Genomic DNA, 23,710 nt, shown 5'->3' with positions numbered 1-23,710 from the left:
GCGGGAAAGATGGAATTTGAAAAGCTGCTGCGACTGATGGTGGAGAAGGGCGGTTCCGACCTGTTCATCACCGCCGGCGTGCCTCCTTCGATGAAGGTCAACGGCAAGATCATGCCGGTGACCAAGAATGCCATGTCGCCGGAGCAGACCCGCGAGACGGTGCACTCGGTGATGAACGAGCAGCAGCGCCGCGAGTTCGCCGAGAACCACGAGTGCAACTTCGCCATCAGCGCCCGCGGCGTGGGGCGTTTCCGCGTCAGCGCCTTCTACCAGCGCAATCTGGCCGGCATGGTGCTGCGTCGCATCGAGACCAACATCCCCACCCTCGATGACCTCAAGCTGCCCGAGGTGCTGAAGAAGCTGGCGCTGACCAAGCGCGGCCTGGTGCTGTTCGTCGGCGCCACCGGTACCGGCAAGTCCACCTCGCTGGCGGCGATGATCGGATACCGCAACAAGAACACCAGCGGCCACATCATCTCCATCGAAGACCCCATCGAATACATCCACCAGCACCAGAGCTGCATCGTCACCCAGCGCGAGGTCGGCATCGACACCGAGTCCTTCGAGGTGGCGCTGAAGAACACCCTGCGCCAGGCGCCGGACGTGATCCTGATCGGCGAGATCCGTACCCGCGAGACCATGGACTACGGCGTGGCCTTCGCCGAAACCGGCCACCTGTGCCTGGCCACTCTGCACGCCAACAACGCCAACCAGGCGCTGGACCGGATCATCAACTTCTTTCCGCCGGACCGGCACAACCAGGTGTGGATGGACCTGTCGCTCAACCTCAAGGCCATCGTCGCCCAGCAGCTGGTGCCGACGCCGGACGGCAAAGGGCGCCGCGCGGTGATCGAGGTGCTGATCAACACCCCGCTGGCCGCCGACCTGATCCGCAAGGGCGAGGTGCACGAGCTCAAGAGCCTGATGAAGCGCTCCACCGAGATGGGCATGCAGACCTTCGACCAGGCGCTGTACAACCTCTACACCCAGGGCGAGATCACCTACGAGGACGCCCTGCTCTACGCCGACTCGGCCAATGACCTGCGCCTGATGATCAAGCTGGGCTCGGAGACCGATGGCGAGCACCTGACCAGCATGACCCAGGGCCTGAGCCTGGAAGTCAGCGACGAAGATCCGGGGCGGCGTTTCCGCTGACCCTCGCCGCCAGCTGGCGCGCCTGGGCGAGGGCCGCGACCAGCTCGGCGAATCGTCTTTCGCCATCCTCGCCCGCCCGCAACACCGCGGCCGGATGCGGTGCCACGATCACCCAGCGGTCCCCGTGCCGGAACGGCGCGCCGGCGAAATCCGCCAGGCGCAGGCGTTGCGGCTCGAAGGTCCCGAGTAGCGAGGCCAGGGCCGTCCTGCCGAGCGCCACCACCACCTGCGGCGAAACCTGCGCCAGCTCTTCGTCGAGCCAGCGATGGCAGGCCTTGATCTCGCCGGGTTTCGGCGTGGCGTGCTTGCGGGTGACGGCGCGGCTGTTGGGGCCGCCGCGCGGTATCCACTTGAAGTGCTTCACCGCGTTGGTCAGATACAGCGCCTCGCGCTGCAGCTGCGCCCGCTCCAGCGCATTGCCCAGGACTTGCCCGGCGGGGCCGACGAAGGGACGACCGGCCAGGTCCTCCTGATCGCCGGGCTGCTCGCCGACCAGCATGATCGGGGCCTGTCGCGGCCCCTCGCCCGCGACTGCGCAAGTGGCGTCGCGCCAGATGTCGCAGTCGCGGCATTCGCCCAGCGAGGTGCTCGGCGCCCGTTTCGGCTGGGCCCGGTCGCTGGCGATCAGCACTTCCTTGCCTTCACGCGTGCTCACGCTGGCGGCCTGCGCCAGACGCTGCTGGCCGGCGCGGGCCTGGCTCATCATCTGCGGAATCAGCGGGCCTTCCGGCAGATGCTTCCAGAAGCGCACCGGCATGCTGCTCTCCAGCACGTCGCGGTTGAGCCGCGCCGGGTTGAAGGTGCTGTTGTAGTAGGCCAGCCAGAGGTCCGCGCCCGGATCGGCGGCGGAGCGCGCCAGGTCACGCAGCTCGGGCGGGCAGGGGCGGAGAAAGCGCATCTGTTGCCCGTCCCAGAGCGCGGCGGCGTCCGGTGTGGCGATCAGCCAGGTCTCGCGGCCCAGCCGCTCGGCAAAGTGTTCGGCGGCGACTTCCAGAATGTCGTGGGCCGGCTCGTGCCAGGCGACGAACCGGGGTGGCCCGGTGTTGACGGGTCTTTCGCGAAAGCGCAGGAACGCATGCATGTGATGGGCCTCGCGGCGCACGCTCTTGACCCGCCGCTGCAGGTCGCTGCCATCCCCGTCACCGGCGAGCATGGCCGAGCGATCGCCCTGCGCCACGCGCCAGAGCACGCGGTAGAGCAGGGCCCAGCGGTCGTCGGCGCGATAGCGCGAGGCGCTTTCCAGCAGCTCGGGCAATTCGCGGGGGATGCGCCGCGGCGCGGGCGCCGCGGTCGGCGCCTCGGTGAACGGATCACCGAACAACTGGCCGGCATCGTCGTCGGTGCGCCAGCTCAGCGCAGCGGGTTCGATGCCCGCCTGCAGGAGTCGCCGGGCCTCGCGGCGCCAGCCGGCGAAGCTGCCGTCGAAGTGAACGCTCTGCATCACCACAGCGCCATCTGTGCCGGCGTGTCGCTCAGGTGACGGCGCAAGGCGGATGACTCCAGTGTCGCCTGCCGCGGCCGGTAATCCTGGGTGACGATGAAGGGGCCGGCCTTGTCCATCGCACAGCGCAGGCGCACCACGTCGGCGTAGCGGATGCGCCGCTGGCGGCGCAGCTCGACCAGGCGTCGGGCGCTGAGCACGCCGATGCCGGGCACCCGGGCGATCATCGCCGGCTCGGCGCGGTTGAGATCGAGCGGAAATTGCTCGCGGTTGGCCAAAGCCCAGGCCAGCTTGGGGTCGACATCCAGGGGCAGGTTGCCGGGCGTGGCGAGCAGCTCCCCGGCCTGGAAGCCGTAGCCGCGAATGAGGAAGTCGGCCTGGTACAGTCGATGCTCGCGCAGCAGCGGCGGGGCCTGGAACGGCACGCTCTTGGGGCTGTGCGGGATGGGGCTGAACGCCGAGTAATAGACGCGCTTGAGCTTGTAGGCGCCGTAGAGCGTCTGCGCCGTGTCGAGGATGGTGCGGTCATCGGTGTCGTCGGCACCGACGATCATCTGCGTGCTCTGCCCCGCGGGGGCGAAGGCCGGGGCGCGCGTCTCCTCGCTGGCCTCGTCGACGCCGAGGCGGATCGAGCCCATGGCCTTCTTGATGGTGCCGACGTTCTTCTCCGGCGCCAGGCGTATCAGGCTGGCCTCGCTGGGCAGCTCGATGTTGACGCTGAGCCGGTCAGCGTAGCGACCGGCCTCGGCGATCAGCTCGGGCGCTGCGTCGGGAATGGTCTTGAGGTGGATGTAGCCGCGGAACTGGTGCTCCTCGCGCAACAGGCGCGCGACCCGGACCAGCTGTTCCATGGTGTAGTCGGCCGAGCGGATGATGCCCGAGCTCAAGAACAGGCCGCTGATGCAGTTGCGTCGGTAGAAGTCGAGGGTCAGCCGCACCACCTCCTCGGGCGAGAAGCGGGCCCGCGGCACGTCGCTGGAACGGCGGTTCACGCAGTACTGGCAGTCGTAGATGCAGAAGTTGGTCAGCAGCACCTTCAGCAGCGACACGCAGCGCCCGTCCGGTGTGAAACTGTGGCAGATGCCCATGCCGTTGGTGGCGCCGAGGCCTGCCTTGCCGCGCGAGTCGCGCTTGGGCGCGCCGCTGCTGGCGCAGGAGGCGTCGTACTTGGCGGCGTCGGCCAATACGGTTAGCTTGTCGATCAGTTCCATGGCGAGGTCGAGTGCTGTTTGGATATACAGTATTCGATCCGCTGCCGTTCGACGCAAGCGCTCGGGCTTGCCGCTCATCGGCGCGGCCCCAACACGAGGATTTCCCATGCAGCGACAGGACACCCACAGCAAGGTCATCGGCTATCTGCTGTGGATCTTCGGCTTCCTCGGCGCGCACCGCTTCTACTATGGCAAGCCGGTGACCGGGACCATCTGGTTCTTCACCTTCGGCCTGTTGTTCATCGGCTGGATCATCGACCTGTTCCTGATTCCGGCGATGGATCGCGAGGCCGACCTGCGCTTCACCGCGGGCGACACCGACTACAACGTGGCGTGGATACTGCTGACCTTCCTCGGTGTGTTCGGCGTGCACCGTATGTATCAGGGCAAATGGATCACCGGGATCATCTACCTGCTGACCGGCGGCCTGTTCCTGCTCGGCGTGCTCTACGACTTCTGGACGATGAACACGCAGATCTCCATCAGGAACGCCTCCCGCGCCTGAACATCTCGCAGAAAAAAGCCCGCCGATTGGCGGGCTTTTTCATCGTGGTGCGATTCAGCTCTGGTAGCTGACGCGGCCGTCCACCAGGGTGTAGCGCACCCGGCCCGGCAGGCAGTGGCCGATGAAGGGGCTGTTGCCGCCTCTGGAGTGCCAGGTCTCGCCGGCCAGGGTCTGGCCCTGCGGGTCGAACAGCAGCAGGTCCGCGGGAGCGCCGGCCGCCAGACGACCGACCGGCAGGTGCAGCGCCTTGGCTGGGCCGCTGCTCAGGCGCGCCAGCAGGGTCGGCAGATCGAGCAGGCCGTCGTCCACCAGGGTCAGGGCCAGGGGCAGCAGCAGCTCGACGCTGCTGATGCCCGGCTCGGTGGCGCCGAATGGCGTCAGCTTGGCGTCCGCCTCGTGCGGTTGGTGATGGCTGGCGATGGCGCCGATGACGCCGGCCTTGACCGCCTGGCGCAGGCCCTCGCGGTCGGCCGCGGTGCGCAGCGGCGGTTGCACGTGGTAGAGGCTGGAAAAGCCCAGCAGCGCCTCGTCGGTGAGAATCAGCTGGTACATCGCCACGTCGGCCGTCACCGGCAGGCCGCGGGCCTGGGCGGTGGCGATCATCTCGGCGCCGCGTGCGCTGGTGATCTGGCTGAAGTGAGCGCGTACGCCGCTCTGCTCGACCAGCAGCAGGTCGCGGGCCAGGGCCACGGTCTCGGCGCTCTCGGGAATGCCGGCCAGGCCGAGGAAGCTCGCGGTAGGGCCCTCGTGAGCCAGGCCACCCTCGGCCAGCTCAAAGTCCTGGGCGTGGAAGATCACGGTTAGGTCGAAGGTTGCGGCGTACTCCAGCGCGCGGCGCAGGGTGCGGTTGTTGGCCATCGGCGCCAGGCCGTTGGCGAAGGCGACGCAGCCGGCGTCGCGCAGGGCCACCAGTTCGGCCAGCTGCTCGCCGCCGAGGCCTTTGGTCAGCGCGCCGATGGGAAAGACCTTGGTATGCCCTGCCTCCTGGGCGCGGTCGAGGATCAGCTCGGCCACCGCCGAGGTGTCCAGCACCGGCTTGGTCAGCGGCGGGCAGCACAGGCTGGTGACGCCGCCGGCCGCGGCGGCCAGGGTCTCGCTGGCGATATTGCCCTTGCGGCTGTAGCCCGGCTCGCGCAACGCCACGGACAGGTCGACCAGGCCCGGGCTGGCGACCAGGCCACGGGCGTCGATTTCCTGGTCGGCGTCGAAGCTGGCCGGTGCCTGATCGAGGGCGGCGATCTTGCCGCCGTCCAGGTAAAGGTCGCAGACCCGGTCCAGGCCGCTGGCCGGGTCGATCACCCGGGCTCCGAGGATTCGCGTGCCCATCAGTTGTGCTCCTCGGCATTGAGTTGACGCTGGGCGGCCTGGCCGCTCATGGCCATCGACAGCACGGCCATGCGGATGGCGATGCCGTAGGTGACCTGGTTGAGGATGACCGACTGCGGGCCGTCGGCCACCGCCGACTCGATCTCCACGCCGCGGTTGATCGGGCCCGGGTGCATGACCAGGGCATCCGGCTTGGCCAGCTTCAGGCGCTGCTCGGTCAGGCCGTAGAGCTTGTAGAACTCGCCTTCGCTGGGCAGCAGGCCGCCCTGCATGCGCTCGCGCTGCAGGCGCAGCATGATCACCACGTCGACGTCCTTGAGGCCCTCGGCCAGGTTGTGGTGAACGCTGACGCCGTACTGCTCGATGCCGATCGGCAGCAGGGTCTTCGGGCCGATCACGCGGATGTCCGGGCAGCCCAGGGTCTTCAGCGCCAGCATGTTCGAGCGCGCCACCCGCGAGTGCAGGATGTCGCCGACGATGGCCACCGAGAGGTTCTCGAAGCCGCCCTTGTGGCGGCGGATGGTCAGCATGTCGAGCATGCCCTGGGTCGGGTGCGCGTGGCGGCCGTCGCCGCCGTTGATGATGGCCACGTCGGGGCAGACGTGTTCGGCGATGAAGTGCGCGGCGCCGGAGTCGGCATGGCGCACCACGAACATGTCGGCGGCCATCGCCTCCAGGTTCCGCAGGGTGTCGAACAGCGTCTCGCCCTTGCTGGTGGAGGAGGTGGAGACGTTGAGGGTGATGACGTCGGCCGACAGCCGCTGGGCGGCCAGCTCGAAGGTGGTGCGGGTGCGCGTGGAGTTCTCGAAGAACACGTTGCACACGGTCTTGCCGCGCAGCAGCGGGACCTTCTTCACCGCGCGGGCGCCGACCTCGAGGAAGGAGTCGGCGGTGTCGAGGATTTCCGTCAGCAGCTCGCGGGGCAGGCCGTCGAGCGAGAGGAAGTGGCGCAGCTGGCCCTGGTCATTGAGCTGCAGCGAACGCTTGGCGTCGATGGGCATGGGGTGTTCCTAGGCGGAAAGGCGCTGCAGCTCGAGGGCGAGCGGCGCGGGGCCGGACAATTTTACCCGTTGCTCGGGTGCCAGGGCGAGGGTGGCGCCGAGCACGTCGGCGTGGATCGGTAGTTCGCGGGCGTCCAGGTCCAGCAGGCTGACCAGGGTCACGCTGGCCGGGCGGCCATAGTCGAACAGCTCGTTCAGCGCGGCGCGGATAGTGCGCCCGCTCATCAGCACGTCGTCGATCAGCACCAGGTGCTGATCCTCGATCTCGAACGGCAGTTCGGACGGCTTGACCTGCGGGTGCAGGCCGCTGCGGGTGAAGTCGTCGCGGTAGAAGGAAACGTCCAGGGTGCCGAGCGGCTGATCCAGATCCAGCTCGCGCAGCAATGCCTCGGCGACCCAGACGCCGCCGGTGCGAATGCCGATGAAGCGTGCCTGCTCGACGCCGCGGCGCGCCAGCAGGGCCTTGAGGTCGGCGGCCATGCGCGGCAGCAGCTGTTGGGGATCGGGCAGGGTCATGGGCATTCCTCGCAAGAGTTCCTAAAGATGGTGTTCCAGCCAGCCTTCCAGCAGCAGGGCGGCGGCCAGGGCGTCCACCGGGAGCTCGCGGTAGCCGCCGCGCTGGCCCTGGGAGAGGCGCTGGCCCTTGGCCTCGAAGGTGGTCAGGCGCTCGTCGTGGGTGTGCACCGGCAGGTTGAAGCGGCCGTTGAGGCGACGGGCGAACTTTTCGGCACGCTCGCTCATCTCGCTGCGCGTGCCGTCCATGTTCAGCGGCAGGCCAACGACGATGGCGTCCGGCTGCCATTCCTTGATCAGCGCCTCGACCTTCTGCCAGTCCGGCACGCCGTTCTGCGCCTTGAGCACGCACAGTTCGCGGGCCTGGCCGGTGACGGCCTGGCCGACGGCGACGCCGATCTGCTTGGTGCCGTAGTCGAAGCCCAGCAGCAGGCGCGGCGCCTCGCTCATGCGTGGCCGGCCTGGGCGGTGAGCAGGCTGAGGTTGATGCCCAGGCGCGCGGCGGCCGCGGACAGGCGCCCGTCGAGCGGCGTGTCGAACAGGATCGCGGCGTCGGCCGGGCAGGTCAGCCAGGCGTTGTCGGCCAGTTCGGCCTCCAGCTGACCGGCTTCCCACCCGGCGTAGCCGAGGGTGATCAGATGTTTGTCCGGGCCGCTGCCGTCGGCGATGGCGAACAGCACGTCCTGGGAGGTGGAGAGGGCCAGCTCGCCCAGTTCCAGGGTCGCCTGGAAGCTGTGCCCGGTCGGGTGCAGGACGAAGCCGCGATCAGTCTGTACCGGCCCGCCGGCGAGGATCGGCAGCGCCTGGCAGCGCGCCGGCGGCGTCTCGTCGGGGCGCAGCTGCTCCAGCACGTCGGCCAGGGTGAGGCCATTGGCGCGATTGATCACCAGGCCCATGGCGCCCTGTTCGTTGTGTTCCACGAGGTAGGTGACGGTCTGCGCGAAGTTTGGATCGGCCATGTGCGGCATGGCGATCAGGAAGTGGTGCTTGAGGTAGCTGGCGGCGGTCTTCATGGCCGCTAGTTTCGTCCCGGAAGGCGCCGGCTTCAAGCGCCGGGCGGAAATGCCGCGGCGATCAGTTGCTGGACAGGCGGTCGCCGCGCTCGAAGCGCCAGGTGCGGATGATCTCCAGGCGGTCGATGTCCGCGAGGTCGCCGGCGAACGGTGCGAAGGGGGCGGCCAGGCGCACGATGCGCAGGGCGGCCTGGTCCAGCACCTGCTGGCCGGACGATTCCAGCACCTGCACCTCGTAAAGCGTGCCGTCGCGGTTGATCGACACCAGCATGCGCAGGTTGCCGTAGATGCGCTGGCGGCGGGCCTCTTCCGGGTAATTGAGGTTGCCGACCCGCTCGACCTTCTTGCGCCATTCATCCTTGTACCAGGCACCCTTGTCGCGCATGGTCGAGGCGGCGTTGAGGCGGTGGATCTTCGGGCGCTTGGCGTAGAGCTGCTGCTCCTGGGCCAGCTCCGCCTCCAGGCTGGCGATCTCCGCGGACAGCTGGGTGCTGTCGAACACAGGCGCCGGCTGGGCCTCGGGCTGTGGCTCTTCTTCCTTCTGCTTGGTGACGGCTTTCTGCGGCTGCGGCTTGGTGGTGGTCAGCGCGGTCTTGGCGGCGGGAGCCTCCTTGCGCTGGGTCGGCTGCGGAGCGGCGGCCGGGGTCACCTTGTTCACCTTGCTGTCCTGAAACGGCGCCTGCTCGGTGGTCTTGGGCGCTGCCTTGTGCTCCAGAGTGCCGCTGCCCTGCTGGTTGTCCTGGGCGAGGAAATCGGCCTCCTTGGGCTGCTCCTCGCTCTTGAAGGTGGACAGGGTGATTTCCAGGGTCTTGCTGATCTGCCCTGGCTTGGCCAGGGTGAAGCCGACACCGAGAATCAGCGCCAGGTGCAGCAGCGCCGCGACGAACAGGGTAAAGCCCAGGCGATCCGCGGGGCGGATGCCTTGGCTGGTCGTCAGTTCGGGCGGAGGTCTCACTGCTGCGTTCATCTGGTGGCGCCTACGGAATGCCGCGCAGTCTGCCGGCTAGGGCCGGGCGGCTGCAAGCCGCAAGCGCCAAGCTGCCACCTGGATCAAGCTTTGCGCGCGGCGAGCTTGCCCTCGATGGCGTCCATCAGGCGCTCACCGATACGGGTATCGAAGGCCTTGTCGATTTCACGGATGCAGGTCGGGCTGGTCACGTTGATCTCGGTGAGGTGCTCGCCGATCACGTCCAGGCCGACGAACAGCAGGCCCTTCTCGCGTAGCGCCGGGCCGACCTGGGCGGCGATCCAGCGGTCGCGCTCGGTCAGCGGGCGGGCCTCGCCGCGGCCGCCGGCGGCCAGGTTGCCGCGGGTCTCGCCGTGCGCGGGGATGCGTGCCAGGCAGTAGGGGATCGGCTCGCCATCGATCATCAGGATGCGCTTGTCGCCGTCCTTGATTCCCGGCAGGTAGCCCTGGGCCATGATCTGGCGGGTGCCGTGCTCGGTGAGGGTTTCCAGGATCACCGACAGGTTGGGGTCGCCCTCGCGGTGGCGGAAGATCGAGGAGCCGCCCATGCCATCCAGGGGTTTGAGAATGATGTCACGCTGCGTTTGCGCGAACTCGCGCAGAATGTCGGCCCTGCGGCTGACCAGGGTGGGCGGCATGCAGTGGGGGAATTGGGTGGCGAACAGCTTCTCGTTGCAGTCGCGCAGGCTCTGCGGGCGGTTGACCACCAGCACCCCCTCGCGCTCGGCCTGCTCCAGTAAGTAAGTGGAGTAGACGAACTCGTTATCGAAGGGCGGATCCTTGCGCATCAGGATCACGTCCAGCTCGGCCAGCGGGGCGTCCTGTTCCTCGCCCAGTTCGAACCAGCGTTGCGGGTCGTTGAAGACGCGCAGCGGCGTCATCCGGGCGCGGGCCTGGCCGGCGTTCTGATAGAGATCGCGCTGTTCCATGTAGAACAGTGACCAGCCGCGGTCCTGGGCAGCCAGGAGCATGGCCAGGGAGCTGTCCTTCTTGAAGTTGATCTGGGCGATGGGATCCATGACGATCCCCAGGCGAATGCTCATGGGGCGAAACCTGCTTCCAAGGGCCGAATAGATGCGCAAGGGTGGCGCCGCGAGACGCTGCCGGTCAAGAAAAACCCCGAGTATTAGGGGCTTATAGATTGCGTCAGGAGAGTGTGCTAAAAAGTCCGGACGATCGGGTCGCAGCCCGTTAGTGATACGGCCTCAGCCACACTGCGCTGTATAGATAAAACAAATAATCGCCGAGGCGATGGTAGGGCAGACATGGAACAGCATTCCGACGGTTTGAAGGTCATGGTGATCGACGATTCGAAGACGATTCGTCGCACCGCCGAGACGCTGTTGAAGAAGGTGGGTTGCGAGGTCATCACTGCGGTTGACGGTTTCGATGCGCTGGCCAAGATCGCCGATACGCATCCAAGCATCATCTTCGTCGATATCATGATGCCGCGCCTCGACGGCTATCAGACCTGCGCCCTGATCAAGAACAACAGTGCTTTCAAATCCACCCCGGTGATCATGCTGTCCTCCAAGGACGGCCTGTTCGACAAGGCCAAGGGTCGCATTGTCGGGTCCGACCAGTACCTGACTAAGCCTTTCAGCAAGGAAGAGCTGCTCGGCGCCATCAAGGCGCATGTGCCCGAATTCGTCCCGGTGGAGCAAGCCTCCTGATAGCCGGCCACAAGCCGGCGATGCCTATTCCGAATGGGGAACTTCATGGCTCGTATTCTGATTGTTGATGACTCGCCGACCGAGATGTACAAGCTGACCGCCATGCTCGAGAAGCATGGCCATCAGGTACTCAAGGCGGAAAATGGTGCCGATGGCGTTGCCCTGGCTCGCCAGGAAAAGCCCGATGCCGTGCTGATGGATATCGTCATGCCCGGTCTCAACGGTTTCCAGGCGACTCGTCAGCTGACCAAGGACGCCGAAACCAGCCACATCCCGGTGATCATCGTGACCACCAAGGATCAGGAGACCGACAAGGTCTGGGGCAAGCGCCAGGGCGCGCGTGACTATCTGACCAAGCCGGTCGACGAAGACACGCTGATGAAGACCCTCAACGCGGTGCTGGCCGGCTGATCGCCTGCCAGTCCGCGCCATTAGCAGTACATAAGAAGAAAAGGCCAAGGCCGGCATGTCGGACGCGCATTCCCCCTTCCAGCTTCTCGTAGAACTCGATCAGCGCTGCCGTGCGCTGGCTGCGGGCCTGCCGTCGCAACAGCAGACGGTACAGACCTGGAGCGGCATCGGCTTTCGCATGGGCGAGCGCTATTTCGTTGCGCCCATGGGTGAGGTGGGCGAAGTGCTGCACGAGCCACGTCACACCCTGCTGCCGGGTGTGAAGAGCTGGGTCAAGGGTGTGGCCAACGTGCGGGGTCGCCTGCTGCCGGTGATGGACCTGTGCGGGTTCTTCGGCAGCGATCTGTCGCCTCTGCGCAAGCAGCGGCGCGTGCTGGTGGTGGACCACAACGAGGTGTTCGCCGGCCTGACGGTGGACGAGGTGTTCGGCATGCAGCACTTTCCGGTGGACACATTCTCTGAGCAGCTCCCGCCTCTCGAGGCGGCGATTGCGCCTTTCATTCATGGGGTCTTCCAGCGCGAGCGTCCCTGGCTGGTGTTCAGCCCGCATGCGCTGGCGCAACACCAGGGTTTTCTCGACGTGGCGGTATAAGCAATTTCGGTTGGGTCGGCGCTTGCCGGCCCTTTGGCTTTACATGGAAATCGTTGTGCGGTAGGTCCAGGCGGGGGCCAAATAATGAAAAAACTCGATGCAGGCAATCTCTTGGCAGGTGTGCGCAGTAACACGCTGATCGCCGGACTCTTCGTGGTCCTGATCATTTCCATCGTGCTGCTGTTCGCCAACTTCGCCTACCTCAACACCCAATCCGGCTACGACAAGGAATACATCAGCCACGCGGGCGAACTGCGCGTGCTGTCGCAGCGTATCGCGAAGAACGCCACGGAAGCGGCGACCGGCAAGGCGGAAGCCTTCCCGCTGCTGAAAGAGGCGCGTCGCGACTTCGAGGAGCGCTGGGGCTTCCTTACCTCCGGTAACGAGGCCAGCGGTCTGCCGGCGGCGCCCGAGTCGGTCAAGCCGCAGATGGACGAGGTACAGAAGGACTGGGACGTGCTGCGGCAGAACGCGGACGCCATCCTGCAGAGCGAGCAGACCGTACTGTCGCTGCACCAGGTGGCCGCGACCCTCGCCGAAACCATTCCGCAGCTGCAGGTCGAGTACGAAGAGGTGGTCGACATCCTGCTGCAGTCCGGCGCCCCGGCGGCCCAGGTCTCGGTGGCCCAGCGTCAGTCGCTGCTTGCCGAACGTATCCTCGGCTCGGTGAACAAGGTGCTGGCTGGTGACGAAGACTCGGTGCAGGCCGCCGACATGTTCGGCCGCGACGCCAGCCTGTTCGGTCGCGTGCTCAAGGCGATGATCGAAGGCAACGCCGCCATGGAGATCTCGGCGGTAACCGACGAGAACGCCCTGGAGCGTCTGGCCGAGATTTCCGAACTGTTCCAGTTCGTTTCCGGCTCGGTGGACGAGATCCTCGAGACCTCGCCGGAACTGTTCCAGGTCCGCGAATCCGCCAACACCATCTTCACCAGCTCGCAGACCCTGCTGGACAAGACTTCCGGCCTGGCCACCGAGTTCGAGAACCTGGCCGACGGCCGTTACTTCAACACCCTGGCGGGCTACGTGCTGGGTGCCCTGGCCCTAGCGGCGATCATCCTCATCGGCCTGGTGATGGTGCGCGAGACCAACCGTCGACTGGCCTCTACCGCCGAGAAGAACGAGCGTAACCAGGCGGCGATTTTGCGACTGCTCGACGAAATCGCCGACCTCGCGGACGGTGACCTGACCGTGGCCGCGACCGTAACCGAGGACTTCACCGGTGCGATCGCGGACTCCATCAACTACTCCATCGACCAGCTGCGCGACCTAGTAGCGACAATCAACTCGACCGCCGTTCAGGTGGCCGCCGCCGCCCAGGAAACCCAGTCCACCGCCATGCACCTGGCCGAGGCTTCCGAGCACCAGGCCCAGGAAATCGCCGGCGCCTCCGCGGCGATCAACGAAATGGCCGTGTCGATTGACCAGGTATCGGCGAACGCCGCGGAATCCTCCGCGGTAGCGGAACGTTCCGTAGCCATCGCCAACAAGGGTAACGAGGTGGTGCACAACACCATCACCGGCATGGATAACATCCGTGAGCAGATCCAGGACACCTCGAAGCGGATCAAGCGCCTCGGTGAATCGTCCCAGGAAATCGGTGACATCGTTAGCCTGATTAACGACATTGCCGACCAGACCAACATCCTCGCACTTAACGCCGCGATCCAGGCGTCCATGGCCGGTGACGCGGGCCGCGGCTTCGCCGTGGTAGCGGACGAAGTACAGCGCCTCGCGGAACGTTCCTCTGCCGCGACCAAGCAGATCGAGGCCCTGGTTAAGACCATTCAGACCGACACCAACGAAGCGGTAATCTCCATGGAGCAGACCACTTCCGAAGTGGTACGCGGTGCACGTCTGGCGCAGGACGCCGGTGTGGCCCTGGAGGAGATCGAGAAGGTATCCAAGACCCTTGCGGCCTTGATCCAGAACATCTCCAACGCCGCCCGTCAGCAGGCCTCTTCGGCCGGTCACATCTCCAACACCATGAACGTGATTCAGGAGATCACCTCGCAGACTTCCGCAGGTACCACCGCTACCGCCAAGAGCATTGGTAACCTGGCCAAGATGGCCAGCGAGATGCGTCGTTCGGTATCCGGCTTCACCCTGCCGGAAGGCCAGGCCTGATCGAGGGAGGTGCGGCGGCCTGAGAGGGTCGCTGCCCGGGGCATTCGGCCATGAGCGAGGGGCACGGCATGCAGCCAAGCGGCGTCTGGGCCTTGAAACCCCTGGCAGACATGTCGCAGGCGGAGTTTCGCGACTGGCAGGCCCTGCTGGAAGAGCGGACCGGCGTGGTGATCAACGAGCAGCGCCGTGCCTTCCTGCAGACCAACCTGACCGCGCGCATGCGTGAGCTGGGCGTCGGCGACTACGCCAGCTACTACCGCCAGGTCACCGACGGCCCGCGCGGCGCGGTGGAGTGGTCGACCCTGCTGGACCGCCTCACCGTGCAGGAGACCCGCTTCTTCCGCCATCGCCCGTCCTTCGAGGTGCTGGAGCGTTACCTGCGCGGGCGCCTGGCCATCGACGAACAGCAACAGCCCCTGGCCCTGTGGAGCGTTGGTTGCTCCAGCGGCGAGGAACCTTATTCGATGGCGATCTGCGCCGCCGAGGTGCTGCGCGAGCTGGACAGCCAGCGGCAGTTCGGTGTGACCGGCACCGACATCAGCCTGAACGTGTTGAACAAGGCGCGCGAAGCGATCTACGGCGCGCGCAAGCTGGAACAATTGGACAGCGACCTGTGCGAGCGTTACTTCCTCGCCCAGGCCGATGGTCGTTATCAAGTAATGCCGGACCTGGCGGCACGCGTCTGCGTCGCCCGGTTGAATGTGCTGGAGCTGGCCAAGGCGCCGCAATCCGGCATGGACGTAATCTTTTGCCAGAACCTGCTGATCTATTTCCGCCGCTGGCGCCGCCGCGAAATCCTCAACCGCCTGGCCGAGCGCCTGGCGCCGGGAGGCATGCTGGTGGTGGGTGTGGGGGAAGTGGTCGGTTGGCAGCATCCGGACCTGGTGCCGGTGGCCGACGAGCGGGTCCTGGCGTTCACCCGCAAGGGCTAAGACAAGAATGACTGGAGCAGGTATGGGTGATCGGCACGATTATGTCGCCCTGGAGTGGGTCAAGGGCGAGATCGCAGAAACCCTGAAGCAGGCCCGCCAGGCCCTGGAGGCGTTCGTCGAGAACCCGCAGGACGCCACGCGCATGCGTTTCTGCCAGACCTACGTGCACCAGGTCCACGGCACCCTGCAGATGGTCGAGTTCTACGGCGCGGCTCTGCTCGCCGAGGAAATGGAGCAGCTGACCCAGGCCCTGCTGGAGGGCCGCGTCGGCAACCAGGCCGAGGCCCTGGAAGTGCTGATGCAGGCGATCCTGCAGCTGCCGGCCTATCTCGACCGCATCCAGAGCGCCCGCCGCGACCTGCCGATGGTTGTGCTGCCGCTGCTCAACGACCTGCGCGCCGCCCGCGGCGAGAACCTGCTGTCGGAAACCAGTCTGTTCTCCCCGGACCTGTCCGGCCGCCTGCCGGCCTTGCCGCTGGATTCGCTGGAAAAGCTGCGCACCGCCGAGTTGCCTGTACTGTTGCGCAAGCTGCGGCAGATGCTGCAGATGGCCCTGGTCGGGGTGATCCGCAACCAAGACCTGGCCACCAACCTCGGATACATGGCGCGCGTCTTCGCCCGCCTGGAGACCCTTTGCAAGGAGGCCCCGCTCGGCCCGCTGTGGCAGATCGCCTCCGGCATGGTCGAAGGCCTGGCCAACGGCAGCGTGGTCAACAGCACGTCGGTGCGGACCCTGCTGCGCCAGGTCGACAAGGAGCTCAAGCGCCTGGTCGACGACGGTGCCGACGGCATCAACCAGGGCGCCCCGGACGAGCTGACCAAGAACCTGCTGTTCTACGTGGCCAAGGCGCCGGCCCAGTCGCCGCGCATCCGCAGCCTCAAGGACCAGTACCGTCTCGATGACGCCCTGCCGGACAGCGGCGTGGTCGACGAGGAGCGCGCCCGTCTGGCCGGCCCGGATCGCGACGCCATGCGTTCGGTGGTCGGTGCCCTGTGCGAGGAGCTGGTGCGGGTCAAGGACAGCCTCGACCTGTTCGTGCGCAGCGACCGCCAGCAGGTCGCCGAGCTGGATGCCCTGCTGGCGCCGCTCAAGCAGATCGCCGACACCCTGGCCGTGCTCGGCTTCGGCCAGCCGCGCAAGGTGATCCTCGACCAGATCGACGTGGTTCATGCCCTGTCCCTCGGCCAGCGCGAGCCCAACGACGCGGTGCTGATGGACGTGGCCGGCGCGCTGCTCTATGTCGAGGCCACCCTGGCCGGCATGGTCGGCCCCGGCGACGACGCGCAGAACGAACAGAGTCACCTGCCCACCACCGACGTGGCGCAGATTCACCAGCTGGTGATCAAGGAGGCGCGTACCGGCCTGGAACAGGCCAAGGACGCGATCATCGAGTTCATCGCTTCGCAGTGGAACCACGAGCATCTGGCCCGCGTGCCGGAGCTGCTGACCCAGGTCCGTGGCGGCCTGGCGATGATCCCGCTGGCCCGTGCCGCCGAATTGCTCAAAGCCTGCACCCGCTACATCGAAGAACAGCTGCTGGTGCGCAAGGCCGTGCCCAACTGGCAGAACCTGGACACCCTGGCCGACGCCATCACCAGCGTCGAGTACTACCTCGAGCGCCTGGCCGAAGATCACGCGACCCAGGGCGACCTGATCCTCGACGTCGCCGAGGAAAGCTTGGAGAGCCTGGGCTATCCGCTCAAGGAGAAGCCCTCGATCCTCGACCGTGTCGAGCCGCGCGAAGAGGCGCCGGCGCCGCTGGCCGACCCGCTGCAGGAGATCGAGGTGCTGGCCGCCGAGGAAGTGGCCTTCGAGCCGCTGGCAGACGAAGCGCCGCTGGAAGAACTGCCGCCGCTATCGCTCGAAGAGCCGGGCGAGGAGCTGAGCGCCGAGTTCGCCGAGCTGCCGGCCGAAGAGCCTGGCGAGCTGCTGGTGTCCGATGACAACTGGAGCCTGGGCGAGACCGTCGAGAAAGACACCGCTGGCGTCGACCTGAGCCTGGATGCCCCGCTCGAATTCGAGACTCTGGAAGACCTGCAGCCTCTCGAACAGGCGCCGGATCTGGCCGATCCGGTCGAATTCCTGATCGAAGAAGAACTGCTGATCTCCGGCGAAGAAACGCCGGTCGATGCCGACGAGCTGAGCCTGGAAAGCACCCCGTCCAGTTGGGACGAGCTGGAAATCGCCGATCTGGAGCTGCCCGAGGTCGAGCTGCCGAGCGCCCCCGTCGAGCCGCAACCGGCTGCGGAGCCGGTCGAGAAGCCGCTGACCATGGCCGAGGTCATGGCCGCTCCCGTGCAGGCGATCAACCCGCCGGCTCAGGACGTGCCGCCGACCCTGCTGCCGCCGCCCGCGGACGAGGAGCCGGTGGACGAAGACCTGCTCGAGGTGTTCGTCGAGGAGGCAGGCGAGGTCCTCGAGACAATCAACGAATACCTGCCGCAATGGCGCGCCGATACCGACAACAAGGATGCGCTGACCGAAGTGCGGCGCGCCTTCCACACCCTCAAGGGCAGCGGGCGCATGGTCCGCGCGCTGGTCATCGGCGAGCTGGCCTGGTCCATCGAGAACCTGCTCAACCGTGTGCTGGATCGCAGCATCCAGCCGGATCAGCCGGTGCAGCAGGTGGCCGCCGACGTGGTGGCGCTGATGCCGGCGCTGGTCGATGAGTTCGCCGCCAAGGCCCAGCGCCAGCGCGACGACGTCGACCGCCTGGCCGCAACTGCCCATGCCCTGGCCCGCGGCCAAGTGCCGAATTTCGCCAGCGAGCCCAGCGTCGCCGAGTTACCGGAGGAGCCGGCGGAAGAGCCGGGTGTCGAGTCGTTGCTCGTAGAGATAGCGTTCGAGACCGTGGAACCCGCGGCGATCGAGGCACCCGCCGTCGAGGACGACGGGCTGGACCCGCTGCTGCTGGAGATCTTCCGCAACGAGGCCGAGACCCACTTGGATACCCTGGTCGGCTTCCTCGCCGACTGTGCCCAGGAGTTGCCTCAGCCGGTCACCGACGATCTGCAGCGCGCCCTGCACACCCTCAAGGGCAGCGCGCACATGGCCGGCATCCTGCCGATCGCCGAGATCGCCACGCCGCTGGAAAAGCTGGTCAAGGAATTCAAGACCTACCTGATCGACATGGATCTGGCCGAGGCCGAGCTGCTGCGCGACTCCGAGCAGCTGTTCCGCGCCGGTCTGGAACAGCTGGAGAGCCGGCCGCTGGCGCCGATTCCCGGCGCCGCCGAGTTTCTCGAGCGGGTGCAAAAGCTGCACAGCAGCCGCCTGGAGAGCGCCGAGAACGCGCGCCTGGACGAGCAGGATCATCGCGACCCGCAGTTGATTTCGATCTTCCTCGCCGAGGGCATGGACATCCTGCTGGATGCCGAGGACCTGCTGCGCAAGTGGCGCGAGCACCCGAGCGAGCAGCAGGAGCTGTCCGCGCTGCTGGAGGAGCTGACCACCCTCGGCCGCGGTGCCGAGATGGCCGAGCTGCCGCAGATCGACGAGCTGTGCCAGGCGTTGCTGTCCCTGTACCAGGCCGTGCTGGACGGCCGCCTGGCGGTCAGCGAGCACTTCTTCGCCGAGGCCGAAGCCGCCCACGAGGCGCTGATCGGCCAGATGGACCAGGTTGCCGCCGCCCTGCAGGTCAGCCCGCAGCCCGAGCGCGTGGCGGCCCTGCGCAATTTGCTGGACCAGGCGCTCGACCCGGCCACCCTGGCCCTGCTGGATACCGGCAACGCCGCGGGTCTTGAGGTCGTCGAGCTGGAGGAGTTGCCGGTCGAGCCGCAGATCGAGCCCGAGGCCTTGCTGAATCCCGAGCCCGAGCCCGAGCCGCTTGCCTTTGCCGAGCCCGAGCCGCTGGCATTCGCCGAGCCCGAGCCGTTCGCGCCGAAGGCCAGCATGCCGGAGAACCTCGACGCCGAGATGGTGGAGATCTTCCTGGAAGAGGCCGTCGATATCCTCGACAGCGCTGGTCAGGCCCTCGACCGCTGGCTCGCCGACCCGGACAGCACCCTGGCCCTGTCGTCGCTGCAGCGTGACCTGCACACCCTCAAGGGCGGCGCGCGCATGGCCGAGATTCGCGCCATCGGCGACCTGGCCCACGAGCTGGAGTCCCTCTACGAAGGGCTGGTCGACCGACGCTTCAGCTACTCGCCGACCCTCGCCGACCTGCTGCAGCGCAGCCACGACCGTCTGGCCGTGGTGCTGGAGCAGCTGCAGCGCAACCAGCCGTTGCTGGATTCGAGCGAGCTGATCGAAGCGATACGCTCCTTTCGCCAGGGCGGCACCATAGCCGCGCCGAGTTCCTCGGCCAGTGACGAAAGCCAGCTCATCGCCCCCGAAGGCGAAGCCGAAGCGCAGGCAGCGGCGGATGACGACGAGTCGATGGAGATCGACCTCGGCGAACTGGCCGAAGTGGACTTCGTCGCGCCGCAGCCGGACGAGCTGCCGGAGCTGCACATCGAGTCGGGCGAGCAGCCGGACGAAGAGCTGCCGACCGAGCTGCCGGCACTGAGCCAGCAGGAATGGAGTCTGGACGACACGCTGCCGGCGCTCGGCGGGGAAACTTCCGACGACGAGCCGGCCGCCGGGCTCGAGCCGCCCGCGCCGGAGCCAATCGAAGAATCGAAGGAGATCGACCTGGGCGAACTGGCCGAGGTGGATTTCGTCGCGCCGCAGCCGGACGAGCTGCCGGAGCTGCATATCGAAGTCAGCGAGCCGGCGAGTGAAGAGCTCCCCGAGAGCATGCCCGAGCTGAGCTCGGACGAGTGGCATCTGGACGAGTCCCTGCCCGCCCTCGGCGCCGAGGCCCTGGAGCCGGTTGCTGAGCCCGCGCCGCCGGCCGAAGCTGCTGCCGAGCCCGAGCCCGAGCCCGAGCCCGAGCCCGAGCCCGAGCCCGTGCCCGAGCCCGAGCCCGAGCCCGTGCCCGAGCCCGAGCCCGAGCCCGAGCCCGAGCCCGAGCCCGAGCCCCGGGCACCCGTCGCGGCTGCGTCGGCACCAGCGGTCGACCGCGACCCCGAGCTGGTGGAGATCTTCCTCGAGGAAGGCTTCGACATCATGGACAGCGCCTCCGCCGCCCTGCAGCGCTGGATGGGCGATGTCGACAACACCCTGGAAGTCGAGTCGCTGCAGCGCGACCTGCACACCCTCAAGGGTGGCGCGCGCATGGCCGAGATCCGCGAGATCGGCGATCTGGCCCACGAACTGGAGTTTCTCTACGAAGGCGTCGGCGACGGCCGCCTGAAGGCCAACGGCGAGCTGTTCGGCGTGCTGCAGGCCTGCCACGACCGTCTCTCCGAGATGCTCGAGGCGGTGCGCGGCAACCGTGCCATCCCGGACGGCCTGGCGCTGATCGAGACCATCAAGCGCTTCCGCGCCGACCCCGAGGCCCAGCTCAGCGTGCCGACCAGCGTGCACCTGCAGCCGGTGCAGGAGGAGGTCGAGGCGGGCGACGAGAATGACGAGATCCTCGACATCTTCCTCGAGGAGGGCGACGACCTGCTCGAGGCCATGGAGGCCGCGGTCGGCCGCTGGGAGGCCAACCGCGAGGACGGCTCTGCCATCGACGAGCTGCTGCGCATCCTGCACACCCTCAAGGGTGGTGCACGCCTGGCCGGACAGAAGCGCCTGGGCGATCTCAGCCACGACCTCGAACAGCACCTGACCGAGGCTCAGCAGCAGGGCGCGCCCTGGCCGGAGAGCCTGTTCCTCGACGTGCAGTCCGCCTTCGAGGGCCTGCAGCAGGAACTCGACCAGCTGCGCAAGCGCCTGGACGACGGCCATGCCAGCGAGGCGCAGAGCGCGCCCGCGGAGACTCCGCCGGCGACCGAGTCGGCCCCGGCTCCGGTCACCCTGGCCAAGCCGATCGTCGCGGCCAGCAGCCGCCCGCAGGAGGCGCAGCAGGACAAGGTCCTGCCGTTCGTCCAGCGCGCCGCCGAGGCCGCCGCCCGCGCCGCCGCCCAACGCGCGCCGCAGGAGCTGGTCAAGGTGCCCGCGGAACTGCTCGAGGGCCTGGTCAACCTGGCCGGTGAGACCTCGATCTTCCGCGGTCGCGTCGAGCAGCAGGTGAGCGACGTCGGCTTCACCCTCGGCGAGATGGAAGCGACCATCGAGCGGGTGCGCGACCAGCTGCGGCGCCTCGACACCGAGACCCAGGCGCAGATCCTCAGCCGCTACCAGGCCGAGGCCGAACGCGCCGGCTACGAAGACTTCGACCCGCTGGAGATGGACCGTCACTCGCAGCTGCAGCAGCTGTCGCGCGCGCTGTTCGAGTCCGCCTCCGACTTGCTCGACCTGAAGGAAACCCTGGCGGCGAAGAACCGCGACGCCGAGACCCTGCTGTTGCAGCAGGCGCGGGTCAACACCGAGTTGCAGGAAGGCCTGATGCGCACCCGCATGGTGCCGTTCGACCGCCTGGTGCCGCGCCTGCGCCGGATTGTCCGCCAGGTGGCCGGGGAGCTGGGCAAGCAGGTCGAGTTCCATGTCGGCAACGCCGATGGCGAGATGGACCGTACCGTGCTGGAGCGCATCGTCGCGCCGCTGGAGCACATGCTGCGCAACGCCGTCGACCACGGTATCGAGCCGGCCGACAAGCGCCGCGCCGCGGGCAAGTCCGAGGTCGGCAATATCCGCCTGACCCTGGGGCGCGAAGGCGGCGACATCCTCCTGGTGCTGGCCGACGACGGTGGCGGCATCCGACTCGACGCGGTCAAGCGCAAGGCCATCGAGCGCGGCCTGATGGACGAGGGCAGCGACCTGTCGGACCACGAAATCCTGCAGTTCATTCTCGAGGCGGGCTTCTCCACCGCCGAAAAGGTCACCCAGATCTCCGGCCGCGGTGTCGGCATGGACGTGGTGCACTCCGAGGTGAAGCAGCTTGGCGGCTCCATGAGCATCGAGTCGACGGTCGGCGAGGGCACCCGCTTCCTGATCCGCCTGCCGTTCACCGTGTCGGTCAACCGCGCGCTGATGGTGATGTCCGGCGAGGACTTCTACGCCATCCCGCTGAACACCATCGAAGGCATCGTGCGGGTCTCGCCGTACGAGCTGGAGGCCTACTACGGCCCGGACGCGCCGCGCTTCGAGTACGCCGGCCAGGCCTACGAGCTGAAGTACCTCGGCGACCTGCTGAACAACGGCCAGCAGCCCAAGCTGGTGGGCCAGAGCCTGCCGCTACCGGTGATCCTGGTGCGTTCCAGCGAACACGCGGTGGCGGTGCAGGTGGATGCCCTGGCCGGCTCGCGCGAGATCGTGGTGAAGAGTCTCGGCCCGCAGTTCGCCGGCGTGCACGGCATCACCGGCGCGACCATCCTCGGTGACGGCCGCGTGGTGGTGATTCTCGACCTGCTGGCGACCATCCGCGTGCGCCACGCCCACCTGCTCGGTCAGGTCCAGGTCCCGCGCCTGGCCAGCGAGGCGCCGGAGGCGGCGGAGAGCGACAGCGCGCGGCCGACCCTGGTCATGGTGGTGGACGACTCGGTCACCGTGCGCAAGGTCACCAGCCGCCTGCTCGAGCGCAACGGCATGAACGTGCTGACCGCCAAGGACGGGGTCGACGCCATCGCCCAGCTGCAGGAACAAAAGCCGGACATCATGCTGCTGGACATCGAGATGCCGCGCATGGACGGCTTCGAGGTGGCCACCCTGGTGCGCCACGACGAGCGCCTCAAGAATCTGCCGATCATCATGATCACCTCGCGGACCGGCGAGAAGCACCGCGAGCGGGCCATGGCCATCGGCGTCAACGAATACCTGGGCAAGCCGTACCAGGAGTCGGATCTGCTGGAAAACATCCTGAAGCTGGTCAAGGACAAGGCCAATGACTGACAGAACTGCTGCTCGTATCGCGGTCATCGCCGACACCTCGCTGCAGCGCCACGTGCTGCAGCAGGCACTGGCCGGTAGTGGCTATCAGGTGGTGCTCAACAGCGACCCAGCCCGTCTCGACGAGGCGGCGCTGGCCGACTGCGAGACCGACCTGTGGCTGGTGGACCTGGCCCAGTCGGAAGACTCGCCGTTGGTCGACAACCTGCTGGAGAAGGCCAGCGCTCCGGTGCTGTTCGGCGAGGGCCATGCCCCGGAACGGCATTCGGAGAACTACCCGCGCTGGGAGCGCCGCCTGTTCGGCAAGCTCAAGCGCCTGGTCGGCGATCCGGCTCAGGCCGTCGGCCCGAGCCTGGAGGCGCTGCTGACCGAGGCGCAGCGTCCCAGCCGCCTGGAGCTGCCCGCCGCGCTGGCTGGCACGCCCTTGGCAGCCGGTGAGCCAGCCAAGCAGGTCTGGCTGCTGGCAGCTTCCCTCGGCGGCCCGGCGGCGGTGAAGGAATTCCTCGACGCACTGCCCGGCGGTCTGCCGATCGGTTTCATCTACGCCCAGCACATCGATGCCGCCTTCGAGACGGCGCTGCCCCAGGCCGTCGGCCGCCACAGCCAGTGGCACGTCAACCCGGCGCGCAATGGCGATGCGGTGCGTTGCGGCGAAGTGGTGGTGGCGCCGATCGCCAACGAGCTCGGCTTCGCCGAAGACGGCGCCATGCAGGTGGCCGACCGCGGCTGGCCCGAGCCCTACAGCCCGTCCATCGACCAGATGATGCTCAACCTGGCCCAGCAGTTCGGCGCCCACTGCGGCGTGATCGCCTTCAGTGGCATGGGCAGCGACGGCAGCGCGGCTGCCGCCTACGTGCGTCGCCAGGGCGGGGTGATCTGGACCCAGAAGGCCGACAGCTGCGCCAGCCCGAGCATGCCCGACAGCCTGCGCGAGGGCGGCTACAGCGTCCTCAGTGGGGACCCGCGCGAGCTGGCCGCCGCCCTGGTCAATCACCTGGCCGAGCAGTGCCAGTAACGGCGCCAGCAG

At 67.4% G+C, this 23,710-nt stretch carries 18 protein-coding genes; 9 read left to right on the top strand and 9 right to left on the bottom strand.

Annotated elements, in window-relative coordinates; genetic code table 11:
- The first annotated feature begins 9 nt into the window (after positions 1-9).
- Positions 10-1,155: a PilT/PilU family type 4a pilus ATPase gene (locus NF616_RS04535; protein WP_252271866.1), complete on the top strand. Its 1,146-nt coding sequence runs from the start codon at positions 10-12 to the stop codon at positions 1,153-1,155.
- Here the strand turns inward: NF616_RS04535 and NF616_RS04530 are convergent.
- On the bottom strand, positions 1,121-2,596 hold the full coding sequence (locus NF616_RS04530) for a UdgX family uracil-DNA binding protein (RefSeq protein WP_252271865.1): 1,476 nt from the start codon (positions 2,594-2,596) through the stop codon (positions 1,121-1,123). The genes NF616_RS04535 and NF616_RS04530 overlap by 35 nt on opposite strands.
- Complete coding sequence (locus tag NF616_RS04525; RefSeq protein ID WP_252271864.1) at positions 2,596-3,807, bottom strand: putative DNA modification/repair radical SAM protein; 1,212 nt, start codon at positions 3,805-3,807, stop codon at positions 2,596-2,598. The genes NF616_RS04530 and NF616_RS04525 overlap by 1 nt, the downstream gene beginning before the upstream one ends.
- 106 nt (positions 3,808-3,913) lie before the next feature.
- On the opposite strand from NF616_RS04525, the gene NF616_RS04520 reads away from it, so the two are divergent.
- A complete protein-coding gene (locus NF616_RS04520) occupies positions 3,914-4,312 on the top strand; it encodes an NINE protein (protein WP_252271863.1) in 399 nt (132 codons plus the stop codon).
- A gap of 54 nt (positions 4,313-4,366) precedes the next feature.
- Here NF616_RS04520 and NF616_RS04515 read toward each other — a convergent pair whose 3' ends face one another.
- From NF616_RS04515 to gshB, 7 genes are all read right to left on the bottom strand, one after another.
- Entirely contained in the window at positions 4,367-5,638 is a 1,272-nt protein-coding gene (locus tag NF616_RS04515) for a dihydroorotase (protein ID WP_252271862.1), read from the bottom strand.
- Positions 5,638-6,639: an aspartate carbamoyltransferase catalytic subunit gene (locus tag NF616_RS04510; RefSeq protein WP_252271861.1), complete on the bottom strand. Its 1,002-nt coding sequence runs from the start codon at positions 6,637-6,639 to the stop codon at positions 5,638-5,640. Before NF616_RS04510 ends, NF616_RS04515 begins: the two co-directional genes overlap by 1 nt.
- Positions 6,640-6,648: 9 nt before the next feature.
- Positions 6,649-7,155 (bottom strand): bifunctional pyr operon transcriptional regulator/uracil phosphoribosyltransferase PyrR, encoded by a 507-nt coding sequence (gene pyrR, locus NF616_RS04505; protein ID WP_252271860.1) that lies wholly within the window; start codon positions 7,153-7,155, stop codon positions 6,649-6,651.
- A 21-nt stretch (positions 7,156-7,176) separates the two neighbouring features.
- Positions 7,177-7,602: a Holliday junction resolvase RuvX gene (gene ruvX, locus NF616_RS04500; protein WP_252271859.1), complete on the bottom strand. Its 426-nt coding sequence runs from the start codon at positions 7,600-7,602 to the stop codon at positions 7,177-7,179.
- Entirely contained in the window at positions 7,599-8,165 is a 567-nt protein-coding gene (locus NF616_RS04495) for a YqgE/AlgH family protein (protein WP_252271858.1), read from the bottom strand. Before NF616_RS04495 ends, ruvX begins: the two co-directional genes overlap by 4 nt.
- 61 nt (positions 8,166-8,226) lie before the next feature.
- Positions 8,227-9,132: an energy transducer TonB gene (locus tag NF616_RS04490; protein ID WP_252271857.1), complete on the bottom strand. Its 906-nt coding sequence runs from the start codon at positions 9,130-9,132 to the stop codon at positions 8,227-8,229.
- 83 nt (positions 9,133-9,215) lie between these two features.
- Complete coding sequence (gshB, locus tag NF616_RS04485) at positions 9,216-10,175, bottom strand: glutathione synthase (RefSeq protein WP_252271856.1); 960 nt, start codon at positions 10,173-10,175, stop codon at positions 9,216-9,218.
- A gap of 222 nt (positions 10,176-10,397) precedes the next feature.
- On the opposite strand from gshB, the gene pilG reads away from it, so the two are divergent.
- From pilG to NF616_RS04450, 7 genes are all read left to right on the top strand, one after another.
- Positions 10,398-10,805 carry a twitching motility response regulator PilG gene (gene pilG, locus NF616_RS04480; RefSeq protein WP_252271855.1) on the top strand — a complete coding sequence of 136 codons (408 nt, stop codon included), beginning with the start codon at positions 10,398-10,400 and terminating at the stop codon, positions 10,803-10,805.
- 45 nt (positions 10,806-10,850) lie between these two features.
- Entirely contained in the window at positions 10,851-11,216 is a 366-nt protein-coding gene (gene pilH, locus NF616_RS04475) for a twitching motility response regulator PilH (RefSeq protein WP_043216118.1), read from the top strand.
- Between the two features lie 55 nt (positions 11,217-11,271).
- Positions 11,272-11,808 (top strand): chemotaxis protein CheW, encoded by a 537-nt coding sequence (locus NF616_RS04470; protein WP_252271854.1) that lies wholly within the window; start codon positions 11,272-11,274, stop codon positions 11,806-11,808.
- Between the two features lie 84 nt (positions 11,809-11,892).
- On the top strand, positions 11,893-13,935 hold the full coding sequence (locus tag NF616_RS04465; RefSeq protein ID WP_252271853.1) for a methyl-accepting chemotaxis protein: 2,043 nt from the start codon (positions 11,893-11,895) through the stop codon (positions 13,933-13,935).
- Between the two features lie 68 nt (positions 13,936-14,003).
- The gene (locus NF616_RS04460) at positions 14,004-14,867 is read left to right on the top strand and encodes a CheR family methyltransferase (RefSeq protein ID WP_252272470.1); all 864 of its coding nucleotides are present in this window, start codon (positions 14,004-14,006) and stop codon (positions 14,865-14,867) included.
- 22 nt (positions 14,868-14,889) lie between these two features.
- Positions 14,890-22,686 (top strand): Hpt domain-containing protein, encoded by a 7,797-nt coding sequence (locus NF616_RS04455; RefSeq protein WP_252271852.1) that lies wholly within the window; start codon positions 14,890-14,892, stop codon positions 22,684-22,686.
- Entirely contained in the window at positions 22,679-23,698 is a 1,020-nt protein-coding gene (locus NF616_RS04450) for a chemotaxis protein CheB (RefSeq protein WP_252271851.1), read from the top strand. The genes NF616_RS04455 and NF616_RS04450 overlap by 8 nt, the downstream gene beginning before the upstream one ends.
- Positions 23,699-23,710 lie beyond the last annotated feature (12 nt).

This window comes from Pseudomonas subflava, assembly GCF_023823685.1.
In the GTDB taxonomy this organism is placed as follows: Bacteria; Pseudomonadota; Gammaproteobacteria; order Pseudomonadales; family Pseudomonadaceae; genus Aquipseudomonas; species Aquipseudomonas subflava.
Note: the sequence above shows the minus strand (reverse complement) of the source record. Positions and strands in the feature narration are given on the sequence as shown.